Source organism: Halomonas sp. PR-M31 (assembly GCF_001039575.1).
Taxonomy (GTDB): Bacteria; Pseudomonadota; Gammaproteobacteria; order Pseudomonadales; family Halomonadaceae; genus Modicisalibacter.
This window is the reverse complement of the sequence record NZ_JIBT01000035.1, coordinates 37,019-51,656: the sequence shown is the minus strand read 5'-3', so window position 1 is coordinate 51,656 and position 14,638 is coordinate 37,019. Positions and strand designations below refer to the sequence as shown.

15 protein-coding genes are annotated in these 14,638 nt (G+C 57.2%); 7 read left to right on the top strand and 8 right to left on the bottom strand.

All coding sequences use genetic code 11. The features are described from left to right. The 3 genes from nuoC to ndhC all read right to left on the bottom strand — a co-directional run bounded on the left by nuoC (position 1) and on the right by ndhC (position 3,013). A complete protein-coding gene (gene nuoC, locus CH74_RS10785) occupies positions 1–1,779 on the bottom strand; it encodes an NADH-quinone oxidoreductase subunit C/D (RefSeq protein ID WP_048307454.1) in 1,779 nt (592 codons plus the stop codon). A gap of 52 nt (positions 1,780–1,831) precedes the next feature. Next, positions 1,832–2,512, bottom strand: a complete 681-nt coding sequence (locus tag CH74_RS10780; protein ID WP_048307453.1) for an NADH-quinone oxidoreductase subunit B family protein — start codon at positions 2,510–2,512, stop codon at positions 1,832–1,834. 105 nt (positions 2,513–2,617) lie between these two features. After that, entirely contained in the window at positions 2,618–3,013 is a 396-nt protein-coding gene (gene ndhC / locus CH74_RS10775) for an NADH-quinone oxidoreductase subunit A (RefSeq protein ID WP_048307510.1), read from the bottom strand. 283 nt (positions 3,014–3,296) lie between these two features. Between ndhC and thiD the strand changes: the two genes are divergently transcribed. After that, positions 3,297–4,109 (top strand): bifunctional hydroxymethylpyrimidine kinase/phosphomethylpyrimidine kinase, encoded by an 813-nt coding sequence (gene thiD / locus CH74_RS10770; RefSeq protein WP_048307452.1) that lies wholly within the window; start codon positions 3,297–3,299, stop codon positions 4,107–4,109. Positions 4,110–4,205: 96 nt separating this feature from the next. On the opposite strand, the gene CH74_RS10765 is transcribed toward thiD, so the two are convergent. Continuing rightward, on the bottom strand, positions 4,206–4,901 hold the full coding sequence (locus CH74_RS10765; protein WP_048307451.1) for an HAD family phosphatase: 696 nt from the start codon (positions 4,899–4,901) through the stop codon (positions 4,206–4,208). Between the two features lie 105 nt (positions 4,902–5,006). Beyond that, complete coding sequence (gene dctP, locus CH74_RS10760) at positions 5,007–6,053, bottom strand: TRAP transporter substrate-binding protein DctP (RefSeq protein ID WP_048307450.1); 1,047 nt, start codon at positions 6,051–6,053, stop codon at positions 5,007–5,009. A gap of 60 nt (positions 6,054–6,113) precedes the next feature. Between dctP (CH74_RS10760) and dtd the strand changes: the two genes are divergently transcribed. Then, positions 6,114–6,551 (top strand): D-aminoacyl-tRNA deacylase, encoded by a 438-nt coding sequence (gene dtd / locus CH74_RS10755; RefSeq protein WP_048307449.1) that lies wholly within the window; start codon positions 6,114–6,116, stop codon positions 6,549–6,551. On the opposite strand, the gene chaB is transcribed toward dtd, so the two are convergent. Both chaB and CH74_RS19830 read right to left on the bottom strand, forming a co-directional pair. Continuing rightward, positions 6,552–6,782, bottom strand: a complete 231-nt coding sequence (gene chaB, locus CH74_RS10750; protein ID WP_048307448.1) for a putative cation transport regulator ChaB — start codon at positions 6,780–6,782, stop codon at positions 6,552–6,554. Between the two features lie 75 nt (positions 6,783–6,857). Continuing rightward, a complete protein-coding gene (locus CH74_RS19830; RefSeq protein ID WP_048307447.1) occupies positions 6,858–8,771 on the bottom strand; it encodes an ATP-binding cassette domain-containing protein in 1,914 nt (637 codons plus the stop codon). Between the two features lie 42 nt (positions 8,772–8,813). Between CH74_RS19830 and CH74_RS10740 the strand changes: the two genes are divergently transcribed. The 3 genes from CH74_RS10740 to CH74_RS10730 all read left to right on the top strand — a co-directional run bounded on the left by CH74_RS10740 (position 8,814) and on the right by CH74_RS10730 (position 11,488). Further along, entirely contained in the window at positions 8,814–9,356 is a 543-nt protein-coding gene (locus CH74_RS10740; RefSeq protein WP_053070722.1) for a TIGR02444 family protein, read from the top strand. 170 nt (positions 9,357–9,526) lie between these two features. After that, positions 9,527–10,159, top strand: coding sequence for a TRAP transporter small permease (locus CH74_RS10735; RefSeq protein WP_048307446.1), 633 nt, complete (start codon positions 9,527–9,529; stop codon positions 10,157–10,159). A gap of 45 nt (positions 10,160–10,204) precedes the next feature. After that, complete coding sequence (locus tag CH74_RS10730) at positions 10,205–11,488, top strand: TRAP transporter large permease (RefSeq protein ID WP_048307445.1); 1,284 nt, start codon at positions 10,205–10,207, stop codon at positions 11,486–11,488. A 73-nt stretch (positions 11,489–11,561) separates the two neighbouring features. On the opposite strand, the gene dctP (CH74_RS10725) is transcribed toward CH74_RS10730, so the two are convergent. Then, on the bottom strand, positions 11,562–12,581 hold the full coding sequence (gene dctP / locus CH74_RS10725; protein WP_048307444.1) for a TRAP transporter substrate-binding protein DctP: 1,020 nt from the start codon (positions 12,579–12,581) through the stop codon (positions 11,562–11,564). Between the two features lie 263 nt (positions 12,582–12,844). Here dctP (CH74_RS10725) and CH74_RS10720 point away from each other — a divergent pair, with 263 nt between their 5' ends. Next, the gene (locus tag CH74_RS10720) at positions 12,845–13,582 is read left to right on the top strand and encodes an FKBP-type peptidyl-prolyl cis-trans isomerase (RefSeq protein WP_048307443.1); all 738 of its coding nucleotides are present in this window, start codon (positions 12,845–12,847) and stop codon (positions 13,580–13,582) included. Positions 13,583–13,588: 6 nt separating this feature from the next. Further along, positions 13,589–14,638: a PHB depolymerase family esterase gene (locus CH74_RS10715; RefSeq protein ID WP_048307507.1), complete on the top strand. Its 1,050-nt coding sequence runs from the start codon at positions 13,589–13,591 to the stop codon at positions 14,636–14,638.

The following is a 14,638-nucleotide window of genomic DNA, read 5'->3' as shown; positions in this document are numbered from 1 at the left end:
TCAGCGATCCACGTCGGCCATGACGAAATCGATACTGCCCAGATGGGCAATCAGATCCGGTACGAAACCACCCCGCATCAGCGCAGGAATGTGCTGCAGGTGAGGGAAGCTTGGCGTGCGGATCCGGGTACGATAACTCATGGTATTGCCGTCACTGGTCAGGTAGTAACTGTTGATGCCCTTGGTCGCCTCGATCATCTGCATCGATTCGTTGGGCTTTAAGACCGGCCCCCAGGAAACCTGCAGGAAATGGGTGATCAGTGTTTCGATGTGCTGCAACATGCGCTCTCGAGGTGGCGGCGTGGTCAAAGGATGATCCGCCTTGTAATCCCCCGCCGGCATGTGATCGAGACACTGCTGGATGATGCGCAGGCTCTGGCGCATCTCGTCGATGCGTACCTGACCGCGGTCGAAGGCATCGCCGTTGTGGCCAATCGGAATCTCGAACTCGAAGTTCTCATACCCGGAGTAGGGGCGCTTCTTGCGCAGATCGAAGTCGAGTCCGGTGGCACGCAGATTAGGGCCGGTGATGCCCCAAGCCAAGGCTTCCGTCGTGTCGTGAGCCGCAATGTGCCGCGTACGCTCGCGCACGATGGCATTCTCCATCATCACCCGCTCGTATTCCCGCAGGCGCTTGGGCATCCAGTCCAGGAACTTCTTGACCAGGCCTTCCCAGCCTTTGGGCAGGTCATGGGCGACTCCGCCGATACGATACCAGGCCGGGTGCATGCGAAAGCCGGTGATGGCCTCGATCACCTCGTAGGCCTTTTGCCGATCGGTAAAGGTGAAGAACACCGGAGTCATGGCCCCGAGATCCTGCAGATAGGTACCAAGGAACAGCAGATGGCTGTTGATGCGAAACATCTCCGCCATCATCACGCGGATGGTCTTGGCCCGGTCCGTCACCTCGATGCCCGCAAGCTTTTCCACCGCCAGTATGTAGGGCAGATTGTTCATCACCCCGCCGGTATAGTCGATACGGTCGGTGTAGGAGATGAAGCTATGCCAGGACTGACGCTCCGCCATCTTCTCGGCGCCGCGATGGTGATAGCCGATGTCCGGCACGCAGTCGATGATCTCTTCGCCATCGAGCTGCAGCACGATGCGAAAGGCACCGTGGGCGGAGGGGTGGTTGGGGCCGAGGTTCAGGAACATGAACTCGCTGTCGTCATGCCGGCGTCGCATGCCCCAGGCTTCCGGATCGAACTTGAGCGCCTGTTGCTCTTTGTTCTGCCCTTCGACCGTCATTGTAAAGGGGTCGAATTCCGTGGCCCGGGCGTGGTGATCCTTGCGCAGCGGGTGCCCGTTCCAGGTCGGCGGCATGAGAATGCGGGTCAGATGCGGATGCCCTTGGAAAGTGACACCGAACATGTCCCACACTTCCCGCTCGTACCAGTTGGCATTGGGATAGAGCGACACGGCGCTGGGAAGCATCAGGTCATCTTCGCTGAGTGCCACCTTGAGAATGATATCCCGGTTACGCGACGCCGAGAGCAGATGATAAAACACCGTAAAGTCCGAGACCGGCAGCCCCCGCCGATGGCTGCGCAGACGCTCGTCGACCGCAGAGAGATCATAAAGCATCTCGAAAGCCTGGGACTTGTCCCGCAAGAAGCCAAGCACTTCAATCAGTGCGCCGCGGGCCACCCAAATCACCGGCCAGCCGGTCAAAGTGGCCTGTTCCAGCACAATCTGCTCTTGGAAGCGCTGTCTAAGCGCTTCTACAACAGTATCGGGGCCGGTCTTGAGGGTGTCGGATGATGGTGACGCGACGCTCATTAGGATGAATGCTTCCCTTGCCTAGCGTTGAGAAAGTGGCATCGAATCCGGATTAGATGCTATCAGGCGTGCGCAGTTCGGTCGTCTGGATACGCCAGTCCCGATTCTTTTCCCGCTGCGAGGGCATCTCGGCACGATAGACCCCCTGATCTCCTACCACCCAGGAAAGCGGCCTGCGCTCTTCCTGAATCGAATCTTGCAATAGCTGCAAGCCGTGCAGGAACGCCTCGGGACGAGGCGGGCAGCCGGGTATGTAAACATCCACCGGCAGGAACTTGTCGACGCCCTGCACCACGGAATAGATATCGTACATGCCACCGGAGTTTGCGCAGGAACCCATCGAGATAACCCACTTGGGCTCGAGCATCTGGTCGTAGAGCTGCTGGATGACCGGTGCCATCTTGAGAAAGCAGGTGCCGGCAATGACCATGAAATCCGCCTGCCTCGGGGAAGCGCGAATGACTTCGGCGCCAAAACGAGCGATATCGTGGGGCGCGGTAAACGCCGTGGTCATTTCCACGTAACAACAGGAAAGCCCGAAGTTGTAGGGCCATAGAGAATTCTTGCGCCCCCAATTGACCGCCGAATGCAATACTTCCTCAAGCTTCCCGGTAAATACATTACGATGAATCTGCTGCTTGACCGGGTCTTCGACCCGGCGGCGCTCGTTCAGGGGGTAGCGGGAATCTTCCGTGGCAATCGCATCGGTTGCGCGGGTCAAGGTATAAGCCATGAGACTCCTCCAGCGAAAATCCAGCACGGGTACATGAGCGGGCGTGTAATAAACCCGAAGCGCACGATGATGGTGTTATTATACGGCGCCGTTGCCACTACAACGCTATTTGCCGCCTCGCCCCGCCGGCGCCCAGTCAAGGGCCCCTACGCGACTGTCATAGACCAAGCCTGCCAGCAATATCAGAATGAATATCGATGCGCCGATGAAACCGGGCCAGCCAACTTCACGTACCGATATGGCCCAGGCAAAAAGAAAGACCGCCTCGATGTCGAAAATGACAAAGAGCATGGCGACCAGGTAGAACTTGACTGAGAAAGGTTGACGAGCGCTTCCGGCACCAAGAATGCCGCCTTCGAAGGGAATGGTCTTGCTGCGTCCTTGACTGCGACCGCCAAGTAGCATGGAGGCGCCAAGCATGAATATGCACAGGGCAATCACCGCAAAGATGAAAAACCCGACACCCCAGTACTCGGCGATCACTGCAATGCTCTGATCCATGAACATGCCCTCGCTAAATCAAACTCTTTCTCTATGATGCCTGAATGACTTGTTGCGTCAATTGCGCTGCTTTGCAACATTCGGGTTGCAACATAAGAAATAGCACTTATTTGCTGAGGCACAAGTATAAAGGAATGCAAGAGATTTACTAGGGACCTAACCTTCTGCAATTAGTCCAATAGCGTCCGCCGGACTTGCTCCGACCCTTCGAACATTTCGCCATAGCCTGAGCGTAACGGATTGTTTTAGGCTATGAGTCTCTCTACAAGACAAGAGCTTCATGATGATCACGTCTGCCTTCATTCCCAATGCCTTGACCATCGCCGGCTCGGACCCTTCAGGAGGCGCCGGCATTCAAGCGGATCTCAAGACCTTCTCGGCCTTGGGTGTCTATGGCACCAGTGTGATTACCGCCTTGACTGCACAAAACACCCAAGGGGTCACCGGCGTGCACGTAGTGCCGACGGACTTCATTGCCGCGCAGCTGGATACCTTGCTGAATGACGTGCATATCGAGGCGGTGAAGATCGGCATGGTCGCAAGCGAGGAGATCGCCTTTGCCATCCGGGATGCGTTCGCACATCGGCGCCCACGCTGGATCGTGCTGGACCCGGTCATGGTGGCCAAGAGCGGTGACATACTGGTCGACGATGCTGGCATCCGCGCCGTGCGTGAGATCTTGGTGCCCTTGGCGGACCTGATCACTCCCAATTTGCCGGAAGCTGCCGTGCTGCTCGGCGGCAAGACTGCTCAGAATCTTACCGAGATGGAAGCGCTCGCCCCCAATTTGATGACACTAGGCACGGCAAATATCCTGCTCAAGGGCGGGCATCTGCGCGGTGAACGTTGCCCCGATCTATTGATCTCGGATGAGACGATAGACTGGCTGGACGCTTTTCGAGTCGACACCGCCAATCTGCATGGCACCGGCTGTACGCTTTCATCGGCCATCACGGCATATCTTGCACGCGGTCATGAGCTGAAAGACGCGGCACAACGAGCAAAGGCCTGGCTGAGCCAGGCCTTGGATGCCAGCGGAAAGCTCGGGGTAGGTAAAGGACACGGGCCGGTACATCACTTTCATGCCTGGTGGTAAAGAAACTAGCCACCGACCCGACGCCGAGACATGGCATCCGCCTCGGCGTCGTTTTACCCTGAAGGTAAGATACCAAAGCAAGAAATGCTTCTAATCCTACTTATCTTCCCCGTGCTGCAGATACTCGTACTCCTTCGACGAGTCTGGATGTTCAAGAATGTCGTCTAGGGCAACATCGACGAAGTCTCCCACCACGAGCGAGGCGCCGGCATCGCGCAATTCGGCGGGGGAATGGGTGGCCGCCATGCCGATCACCTTGAGCCCGGCATTGATTGCTGCGGTGACACCCTTTGGAGAGTCCTCGAAGGCCAGGCAGCGATCGGGCCCCACACCGAGTCGTTCAAGGGCCAAGTGGTAAACGGCTGGATCGGGCTTGGCAGCCTCTACTTCCTCGGCGAATGTCTTAACATCGAATGTGTCTTCGAGTCCCAAGGAATGAAGAATTTTGTCGGCGATTTCCTGAGGCGCGTTTGAAACCAATGCGAGCCGATAGCCTTTCTCGTTTGCACGGTTCAAGAACGGAAATAATCCCGGTAAGGGACCAGTGGTGCTCAACCGATTGCGATAATAACCATCCTGTGTGTCGAGCAACTGCTGACTCTCTTCTTTTTCCAGGTTAGGCAAAATGTTATCGAGAGCTTCTTCACGGGACTGGCCGCGTATGTTCTTCTGGTAAAATTCAAAATCGACGTCAATGCCATGAGGGCGAAGCGCCTCGAGCCAGGTAGCGCGAGCCAATCCATGGGTATCGCTCAAGGTACCATCCAGATCGAACAGTATTACATCGGTCACGGAGCGCTCCTTTGCTTTTTGGGGTAAACAGGGTTGTGAACATCGATTGGCACATTGGTTCACTTATGGGTACAACGCCCCCTGCAAAAACCGTGACATAAAGCATCAGTCTTTGTTGTTGCCACTGCTACTATCGCTTTCCTTCTTTTGCGCGACTCCTAGCTCCTCGCTCAACGTCTCGAGAATCTTCTTGCCCCGTTCCCCAGCCTGCTCGACATAGACATCGCGCACCGGCAGGCTTTTTTCGCGAAACGCCTGGCGCTGCTCTTGGGTAAGCGTGATCATCTCGATATCGCTATTTTCCTCGATGGCCTCCAAGCGCTGCTGGTTGAGCTCTTCTTGCCTATCAAAGATATAGCGGCGCATTTCGTCAGTGACGTCATTGAGCATGGCCTGCTGTTCTTCGGGCAACTGCTCGAAGAAGTCCTGAGCCGCAACGAGGGTGGTGATAAATGGTAGCGGCTTGGCTTGAATCAGATGATTCTGCACCTCATAGAGGCTCATTTCTTCAATGGCGGAAATCGTATTGGTCTGACCCTCGAGCTGCCCCGATTGCAGCGCGGAACGAAGCTCAGCATGGATCACCGGCTCGGGCATGGCGCCATAAGCGCGATAGGTCTCCTGAACGACCGGCGAGGTCATGGTACGCATCTTGAGATCTTCCATGTCCCCGGGTGTCTTGATGGCGCGATTGGCAGTCCATGCCGTCCAGCCTTCGGAAATGATGCTCAGCAACTGCAGCCTTTGCTCACCATAAGCCTCCTGAAGCAATGGTTGAGCCTTGGTGCTGGCCAACACCTGCTCGTTGAACTCCTCCTCGTCGGAGAACAGGTAGTGCAATGAGAATACACCGACCTCGGGAATCACTGATGCCAGGTGATCCGGCGAGGCAAAGGCCAGCTGGATGGCGTTCTGGCGAACCAGTTCGGTCAGCTGTGGTGAAGTTCCCAATGCTCCATAGGGATAGATATCGATACTGATGTCACCGTCGGAGCGCTTTTCGATGCGCTTCTTGAACTCTTGTGCATAAGCTTCCTGAACGCTGCCTTCACCTTCTTCCAAGGCGAAGCGCCATTTCTCCGCAACAGCAGCGCTGGATGAAAAAATTCCGATAGCCGCTATTACTGCCGCCGTGACGATTTTCCTGAACATGTTGTTATTCTCTCTACTCCGGATGTTTAGACATGACGATGACATTAAGGCAGGCAAGCCATGAAAGCATTGATTCAGCGGGTCAAGGGTGCCAGCGTCGAGGTTGAAGGACGCCGCCTGGGCGCCATCGATCAGGGCATACTGGCACTGATCGGCGTGGAAAAACACGACGATGAAGCCCGCGCCGACAAGCTACTGCACAAGCTTCTGCATTACCGGATATTCGGCGACGACGCCGGCAAGATGAATCTGGATCTACAGCAGATCGAAGGCGGGCTGCTGCTGGTCTCCCAGTTCACCCTGGCGGCGGACACCCGAAAAGGACTGAGGCCAAGTTTCTCCAGCGCCGCGGCACCGGAAGATGGCCAGCGCCTCTATCATTATTTGCTCGAACAGGCCCAGAAACGGTGGTCAAAGGTTGCCACGGGCGAATTCGGCGCCAATATGCAGATCGGCTTGATCAACGACGGCCCGGTTACCTTCCTGCTGGAAACCTGACTACTTCTTGGGATGCCATTTGTCGTCGTCACCCTTTTCATACTTTTCCTTGACCGCAGCCCAGGCAACCCGGTGGGCAGTTTCTTCGCGAGAGGCGTCGCCTCGCCGATCCTCGGGCTTCTTGTACTCGTCCCAGGCGCTATTGAAGGCCTCCTTGTAGATGGTCTGCGCCTTGGATGGCAAGACATTCTGTACGCTGTCGGGCAGCTCATCGCGCTTGTCATAGGGCATGTCGACCTCCTGTCTGACACAAAATGAATAATGCACTAGTAAGTCTAACCAAGCTTCAAGACGACGACCAAGACTCTAGGATTCGAGCGCGGCCTGATGCTGCTCCAACGCCTCTTCCGCCTCCAACCAGGCATGCTCAAGCTCCTCCAGGCGATTCTTGAGCTCCCCTTGGCTTGCCAACAGCTTCGTCAACTCCTCCTTGCGTGCGGTATCGGTATAGAGCTCGGTATCTGCAAGCCTGGTTTCCACCTGAGCCAGAGCGTCGTTGGTTTTCGCCATTTCACCCTCGACTCGATCCCGTTCGCGCTTGAGTGGGCGAAGCTTTTCTCGCAGCTCTGCGGCCGCCCGTCGCGCTGTCTTGCGATCAATGGCGGACTCGTCGCTTACTGTCTTTTCCGCGCGCGCATCACGACGTTCATCTTCAAGCCGAGTCTTGAGCCAGGCCCGATAATCCTCCATGTCGCCATTGAACGGCTCGACCCTGCCATCCGCCACGCACCAGAATTCATCCACCGTGGCTCGCAGCAGATGACGATCGTGGGAGACGATAATCACCGTGCCCTCGAAAGCAGCCAGCGCTTCGGTCAAGGCCTCGCGCATTTCCAGATCAAGATGGTTGGTGGGCTCATCAAGCAGCAGCAGATTGGGTTTTTGCCAGGCAACCAGAGAAAGTGCCAGACGCGCTTTTTCGCCTCCGGAGAAACGTCCGACCTCGCTGAATATGTCGTCACCTCGAAACCCGAAGCCGCCCAGGAAGTTACGAATGGTCTGCTCGCTGGCCGCGGGCGAGAGGCGCTGCACGTGCAGAAAGGGAGTCGCCTTGAGATCAAGACCTTCAAGCTGGTGCTGGGCGAAGTAGCCAATGGCCAAGTGCTCGCCGGCGACGCGCTTGCCTGCAAGTAAAGGCAGCTCACCGGTCAGGGACTTGATCAAGGTCGACTTACCGGCGCCATTGGGCCCCAGCAAGCCGATGCGGCTTCCCGGCAGCAGGGTCAATTTCACGTCGCTCAATAAAGGCGCGGCGTAACCCAGCGCCGCCTGATCCAGTACCAGCAGCGGGTGAGAGGTCTTGTCCGCGGAAGGCAGCGTAAAATGAAACGGCGAATCGACATGGGCTACCGCAATGGTGCCCATGCGCTCAAGCATCTTCAGCCGGCTCTGGGCCTGACGCGCTTTGGTGGCCTGGGCACGAAAACGCGCTACGAAGCGCTCGATCTCTTCGCGTCGCGCCTGCTGCTTGACGGCTTCGGCCTGCTGCTGGGCGAGCTTTTCCGCCCGGGTACGTTCAAAAAGGCTGTAGTTGCCGCGATAGAGCACCAGCCGATGACGATCGAAATGAACGATGTGATCGCACACTGCATCGAGAAAATCACGGTCGTGGGAGATCAGCAGCAGGGTGCCGGGATAGCGGATCAGCCACTGCTCGAGCCACAGGAGCGCATCGAGATCCAAGTGGTTGGTGGGCTCGTCGAGTAACAGCAAATCAGAGGGCATGAACAGGGTGCGTGCCAGATTGACCCGCATGCGCCAGCCCCCGGAAAACGACGCCAAGGGCTGATCGAGCTGGGCCTGGCTGAAACCCAGTCCTACCAGCAGCTGCGCCGCTCGCGCCGGGGCGCTGTAGCCATCCAGCGCCTCGAGTTTGCCGTGCAGCTCCGCTTCGCGGTGCACGTCGCCACTTTTCTGAGTGGCATCCAGAGCCGACTGGGTGGCACGCAGCTCGATGTCGCCATCGAGCACATAGTCATGGATCGAGCGCTCCAGTGCCTCGATCTCCTGGGCCATATGGGCGATACGCTGGCCACCGGAGAGCTCCACCTGGCCCTTGTCCGGGGTCAACTCCCCCAATAGCAGCTTGAACAGGCTCGACTTGCCGGCACCGTTGGGACCTACGATGCCCGCCTTGTGGCCGGAGTGCAGGGTTAGTTCCGCGTCCTCGAACAGGGGTTGCGTTCCGCGTTGCAAGGCCAGTTGACGCAGTGCGATCATGAAAGCTCCCGGGCATGGATTGGATGGCGCAGCCAAGCAAAAATGGACGATCATTCTACCCAATTTTCCCTATCATTATGGGACTACGCGCTGATTCTCTACGCGCGCCCCGGCGTTGCGAAGGCGTGCCTGGCGCTGCAGGACGATCATGGAGCGGACGTGTGTGAACTCTTGTGGCTGTGCTGGTTGAATCGTCTTGATCTAACCACGGACGCCAACGCCGCTGCCACTCTTGCGCCAATACGTCATCAACAGGCCGCGCTGACCCGTCTATTGCGGGAGCGCCGCCGCGAACTCAAACCTCACGCCCAGCCCGACTCATCTCTCGCTCAATGGCGCAAGACGATCAAGAATGCGGAGCTTGCCGCAGAGCAAGGCACGCTTATGCAGCTACAGGCGTTGGCAGAACACGGTCGGGGGGTTCGTTCCTTGCGCCACAATGATGCCCCATTGATCACTCGCCTCGTTGGGCACCTAGGCTGCCATGACTCAACGATCAGCGGTCATCTACGTGTTTTGGTGGCGCAGAGTCATACAGACTCGATCGAGCACAGCGGTGCAGGGCCACTTGAACCTAGACCTTGACGAAGGACGATGTTTTAGCAAACTCTATAGGTTCGAATAAAAAGGTATCAGGCGAACTTATCCCCTTGCGAACTCAATGATAAAGCCTCGTTGCCTGATAGGCGTTGGCCTTTGATTCAAGACAACTGCCGTTCGCCTGCGACCGGCCAGCCATTAGGTGGACCGACGATATGACGCAACAGCAAGAATCCAACAACAACACGGCGCCTGCTCGGCAAAACGGTTTTTTGAAGGCACTTGGTGCGATCGATCATGGGCTGGGCGTGTTCGAGGCGGTGGTGATCGCCGGCTGCGTACTCGCCATGGCCGCGCTGATGAGCGCCCACGTGGTAAGCAATCTCCTGTTTCAACAGGGTATTCCCGGCACCTACGAAGTCACCGAGATGCTGATCGTCGTGATCACTTTCATCGGCGTCAGCTACGCGGCGCGTCATGCGCGCCATATCAGCATGAGCGCCATTTACGACCAGCTCGGCGGCCGGCTACGCAAGGCACTGCTGATCGTTCTATGTCTGGGGACTGCCGTGCTGATGTTCTATTTCGCCTACAAGTCGGTGGACTACGTGCTGACGTTGCAAGAACGTGGCCGCACCAGCGCAGCACTAGGGATTCCGATGTGGCTGATCTATCTGGCGCTTCCCTTCGGCTTCACGTTAGCCGGTATTCAGTACGTGCTGACCACCATCCGAAATCTATTCAGTGACGATATCTATCGCTCTTTTACCGAAAAAGAAGAGTATTCCGATGTTCCCATGGATGATTCAGGCCAAACTCAGGACGCCAACGAGCACCGCGGCGTCTGATTCCGGGATGGCAAGAACGATAATAATGAACACAAGGACAATCGAATGCTGATCTTACTGGGCGTGATCATGCTCGTACTGCTGCTGCTCGGGTTCCCGATGATGGTGCCTTTGGCTGTGGGCATGCTGTACATGATGTTCACCGGCATGACCTTCTTTGGCCCGGACCAGGCCGTGAGCTGGATGATCAGCGGAGTAGGCAGCTGGGTCCTGGCGGCGGTGCCGATGTTCATCTTTGCCGCGGATATTCTGACCAAGGGCCATACAGCCAACCGCCTGCTCGATGTGGTGGACGCCTTTACTCGACACATTCGCGGTGGCCTGCCCATCACGACCGCTGCCTCCTGCGCCTTGTTCGGCGCCGTCTCAGGCTCGACTCAGGCCACGGTGGTCGCCATGGGCGGACCGATGCGGCCGCGTTTGCTGGCCAAAGGGTACTCCGACAAGTTCACGTTGGCGCTGATCATCAACGCAAGCGACATCGCCCTGCTGATTCCGCCCAGCATCGGCTTCATCATCTACGGCGTGGTGATGAAGACCTCCATCGGCGATCTGTTTCTCGCCGGCATCCTGCCCGGCCTGCTGATCCTGATGATGTTTGCACTCTATTGCTATATCGACGCCCGAATGAAGGGCATCGAGGCGGAGCCCAAGACGTCCTGGAGCGAGCGGTTACGCACCATACGCCGGGTCATCCTGCCTCTGGGCTTTCCCATACTGGTCGTCGGCGGCATCTATGGCGGCTTTTTCAGCGCGGTGGAGGCCTCCGCCGTTGCGGTTGCCTATGCCCTGATTCTGGAAGTCGTGATCTATCGCCAGGTCTCGATTCGCGATCTTGGCGGTCTGGCGCTGTCCACGGGCATGATCACGGCGGTGGTATTCATTCTCGTGGCGATTGGGGCTGCGTTCTCCCAGACCCTTGGTACTGCAGGCGTACCGGAGCAGGTGCTTGGTCCCATCATCGATGGTATCGGCGACAATCAGCTTCTGGCCCTGGCGCTTATCGCCGTGTCCTTTTTCATTGGCTGCATGTTCGTCGATCCGATCGTGGTGATCCTGATCCTGGTGCCGATCTTCAAGCCCTTGGTACAGTCCGCGGGGCTAGACCCCGTCCATGTTGGCGTCATCGTGACCCTGCAGGCCGCCATCGGCTCCGCCACGCCGCCCTTTGGCTGCGATATCTTCACCGCCATCGCGGTCTTTCGTCGGCCCTACATGGACGTGATTCGCGGCACGCCGCCCTTCATCGCCATCCTGTTGTTGGCCACGGTCATTCTCATTCTCTTCCCGCAGATTTCGCTGCTGCTTCCCTCCTTGGGCGGTGACTAAAATCCGCCCACGCAAAAACAAATGGGCCGACATTCGTCGGCCCATTTGTTCATCTTTGAAAAATCAGGCTAGGTTATTGTGATTTGCTGGACTCCACCTGTTCGAGCAAGGCATTGAGCGCCTGCTCGCCAAGGTCACCAACATCGTCGATAAAGGTCTGACGCACCGGCTCGGCCAGCTTACGGAACTGATCACGCTCTTCTTCGCTGAGCTCGATGATCTCGATGTTGCCTTTTTCCTTGATCGTGTCCAGACGCGTTTCGTTGAGTTCGGACTGGATATCGTGACCGACCTGAACCATTTCGTCGGTAGTTTCATCGATCATCTGGCGCTGCTCGTCCGACAGATCCTCGTACCAATCCTGATTGGCGATGACATTACCCACGAACTGCGCCTGCTTGGCGAAGATCATGTAATCCTGAACTTCGTAGAATCCCATCTCCTCATGAGCGAACACCGGCTGGATGTTGCCATCCGCCTGACCCTGCTGAAGCGCGCTGTAAAGCTCGCCATAAGAGATGGTGATGGGCGACGCCCCGTAGGCCTGATAGGTCTTGCGCAGCAGGCTGTTGTCCATTACACGGATCTGTAAATTCTCCATGTCATCCGGGGTATGAATTTCACGATTGGCGGTCCATACCTGATAACCCTCCGGCACAGCGGCCAGGGGCACCAGGCCACGATTGCGATATGCCTGCTGCCACCCATCGCTTTTCATGAAGGCATCGGAGTTCAAGATCTTGGCGGTTTCGAGCTCATCTGCCGGCATGATGAAGTTCAGGCTCATCAACTGACTTTCCGGTACGGTGCCGCCGAGAAAACCCGAGCCAAAGCTCAAGGGAATGGAACCACTTTGAATCGCATCGTAGAGCGTCGAGTAATCCGATCCCCATTTGCCGTAAGGCAATATCTCGACGGTGACATCGCCGTCGCTCTTCTCTTCGATCCTCTTCTTGAACTCTTCGGCGTAGCCGTGCTGTACGCTACCTTCGATCTCTTCGAGGCCAAAACGCCAGGTGTCGGCATTGGCCGAAGAGGCCACGCCTGCAAGACTAATCGCCGTGATGCTGAAGACAAGATTACGTAATTTCATCGCAGTTCCCTTTTTTGTTGAGGTATTTTCAGAGAAGAGCAAAGCGTGCCTGATGTCAAGCAAGCCACCGTTTGCAACAAGAACGATGCTCGCCTACTCGTTGCGACACACTTATCGAAATGGGCGTGCCAATTGCCTGGATGCGGAACTCCGGCCGCCCTGTTAGAGTCGCAGTGGACTGATTGTTATACCTTGAAGTGTCGATACACTCTCATTCATCGCACATCTCATTGCATATTACTCAAGAATTCCAAGGAGCCTTCATGAAAACATTGGTGACCGCCGCTGCCTTAACCGTTGCTCTTGGCGCCGCGCCGCTGGTGCTCGCAGCGCCTGAGAGCGAGCAGGAAAAACTCAGCTACAGCATCGGCGTAACCCTGGGCCAGAGTCTTTCTCAAGACATCGAAGATCTCGATGTCGACGCCTTTTCTCAGGCAATCAAAGATATTTACGCGGGTGATGAGCTTCAGATGAGCGACGAGGAAATGGCCGAAGCGCTTACTCAATTCCAGCAGCAGAAAATGGCGCAGCAGCAGGAAGAGGCACAGAAAGCCGCCGAAGCCAATCGCGTCGAGGGTGAAGCGTTCCTCGCTGAGAATGCCGAAAAGGAAGGCGTCAAGGTCACTGATTCGGGTCTGCAGTACAAGGAGCTTGAATCCGGCGATGGCGCGACACCGAATGCCAAGGACACCGTCAAGGTGAACTACGAAGGCAAACTGCTCGACGGTACCGTTTTCGACAGCTCCTATCAGCGCGGCGAGCCGGTCGAATTCCAGGTCGATCAGGTCATCGAAGGCTGGCAGGAAGCCTTGCAAATGATGAATGCCGGCGATACCTGGATGATCTATTTGCCTGCGGATCTGGCCTATGGACAGGCAGGCACCGGTGGTCCCATCGGACCCAACGAAACCCTGACCTTCAAGGTCGAGCTGCTTGACGTCATGCAAAACGATAACGCCGACAACGATGACGAGGCCGACTCTCAAGACAGCGGCGAATAAGTGTTGATGAAAGCACTAGCAGCGTTCGTGCTGGCGCTGACGACGGTGCCAGCACTGGCGCAAAGCCTTGAGCAGGGCTCAGAGGAAGAGCCTTCACCGCTTTCGGCGTTCGATATCGACGCCATCAGCGTGATCGGGGTTTCCTCCGGCGGTTATATGGCCACCCAGCTTGCAGTGGCCTGGCCGGAGCAGTTCTCGGGATTGGCGGTGTTTGCCGCCGGTCCTTGGGGCTGCGCTCAAGGCGCACTGGCACTGGCGCTGACGCAGTGCATGAGCACTCGCCTGGGCTTACCTGAGCTGGATGAGCTGCAAGATCGCCATGATGCATACCTGGAAGACGACCAGGTGGGTCCAATGGACGCGCTTGCCAAACAGCGCGTTTATCTGTGGTCTGGCGAACAGGATAGCGTCGTCGACCCTCAACTGGTCGAGGTGCTGGCGAATCAGTATCGCAGCTGGCTTGCAGAGCCGGACACGCAGCTCAAGCGCGTCAGTGATGGGATGGCAGGCCATGGCTTGCCTGTTTCGGCCAGCACGGCACAAACCATCGATCCTGCGCCCTGCACCGAAGGGGGCAGCCCGCATCTGTTGAACTGCGATTTCGATGGGGCCGGGCAGGCACTGAAGTGGCTCTATGAAGAGCGCGTGCAACCGCCCAAAGGCGATGGCCGCGGCATGCTGATGCGGTTCGATCAGACGACATTCTACGATGGTGGATTAGCCGACACGGGCTATGTATTCGTTCCCAAGACCTGCGAGGAGGGTGCGCCCTGTGCCCTGACCGTTGCCTTGCATGGGTGCTCCATGAGTGCAGAGCAGATCGGTGAAACCTTCGTGCGTCATTCCGGACTCAACGAGTGGGCGGCGGAAAATCGTCTCGTCGTGCTTTATCCCCAGGCGAAACCCAGCCTGGCCAATCCGAAAGGCTGCTGGGACTGGTGGGGATACGGCGAGAGCAGCTGGCAGCGCGATGCACCCTACGACAGCCGTCAGGGCCAGCAGGTTCAGGCGCTAAAGGCAATGGTGGATCATGTCTCAGGCGTTGGCGTCAATTGA

Coding starts and splice junctions, on each gene's coding strand:
- chaB (WP_048307448.1), bottom strand. CDS start 6,782: ATGCCCTATGACAAGCGCGATGAGCTGCCCGACAGCGTACAGAATGTC.
- CH74_RS10740 (WP_053070722.1), top strand. CDS start 8,814: ATGGACGATCATTCTACCCAATTTTCCCTATCATTATGGGACTACGCG.
- ndhC (WP_048307510.1), bottom strand. CDS start 3,013: ATGGATCAGAGCATTGCAGTGATCGCCGAGTACTGGGGTGTCGGGTTT.
- dctP (WP_048307444.1), bottom strand. CDS start 12,581: ATGAAATTACGTAATCTTGTCTTCAGCATCACGGCGATTAGTCTTGCA.
- CH74_RS19830 (WP_048307447.1), bottom strand. CDS start 8,771: ATGATCGCACTGCGTCAACTGGCCTTGCAACGCGGAACGCAACCCCTG.
- CH74_RS10720 (WP_048307443.1), top strand. CDS start 12,845: ATGAAAACATTGGTGACCGCCGCTGCCTTAACCGTTGCTCTTGGCGCC.
- dtd (WP_048307449.1), top strand. CDS start 6,114: ATGAAAGCATTGATTCAGCGGGTCAAGGGTGCCAGCGTCGAGGTTGAA.
- CH74_RS10730 (WP_048307445.1), top strand. CDS start 10,205: ATGCTGATCTTACTGGGCGTGATCATGCTCGTACTGCTGCTGCTCGGG.
- CH74_RS10780 (WP_048307453.1), bottom strand. CDS start 2,512: ATGGCTTATACCTTGACCCGCGCAACCGATGCGATTGCCACGGAAGAT.
- thiD (WP_048307452.1), top strand. CDS start 3,297: ATGATCACGTCTGCCTTCATTCCCAATGCCTTGACCATCGCCGGCTCG.
- CH74_RS10715 (WP_048307507.1), top strand. CDS start 13,589: ATGAAAGCACTAGCAGCGTTCGTGCTGGCGCTGACGACGGTGCCAGCA.
- nuoC (WP_048307454.1), bottom strand. CDS start 1,779: ATGAGCGTCGCGTCACCATCATCCGACACCCTCAAGACCGGCCCCGAT.
- CH74_RS10735 (WP_048307446.1), top strand. CDS start 9,527: ATGACGCAACAGCAAGAATCCAACAACAACACGGCGCCTGCTCGGCAA.
- dctP (WP_048307450.1), bottom strand. CDS start 6,053: ATGTTCAGGAAAATCGTCACGGCGGCAGTAATAGCGGCTATCGGAATT.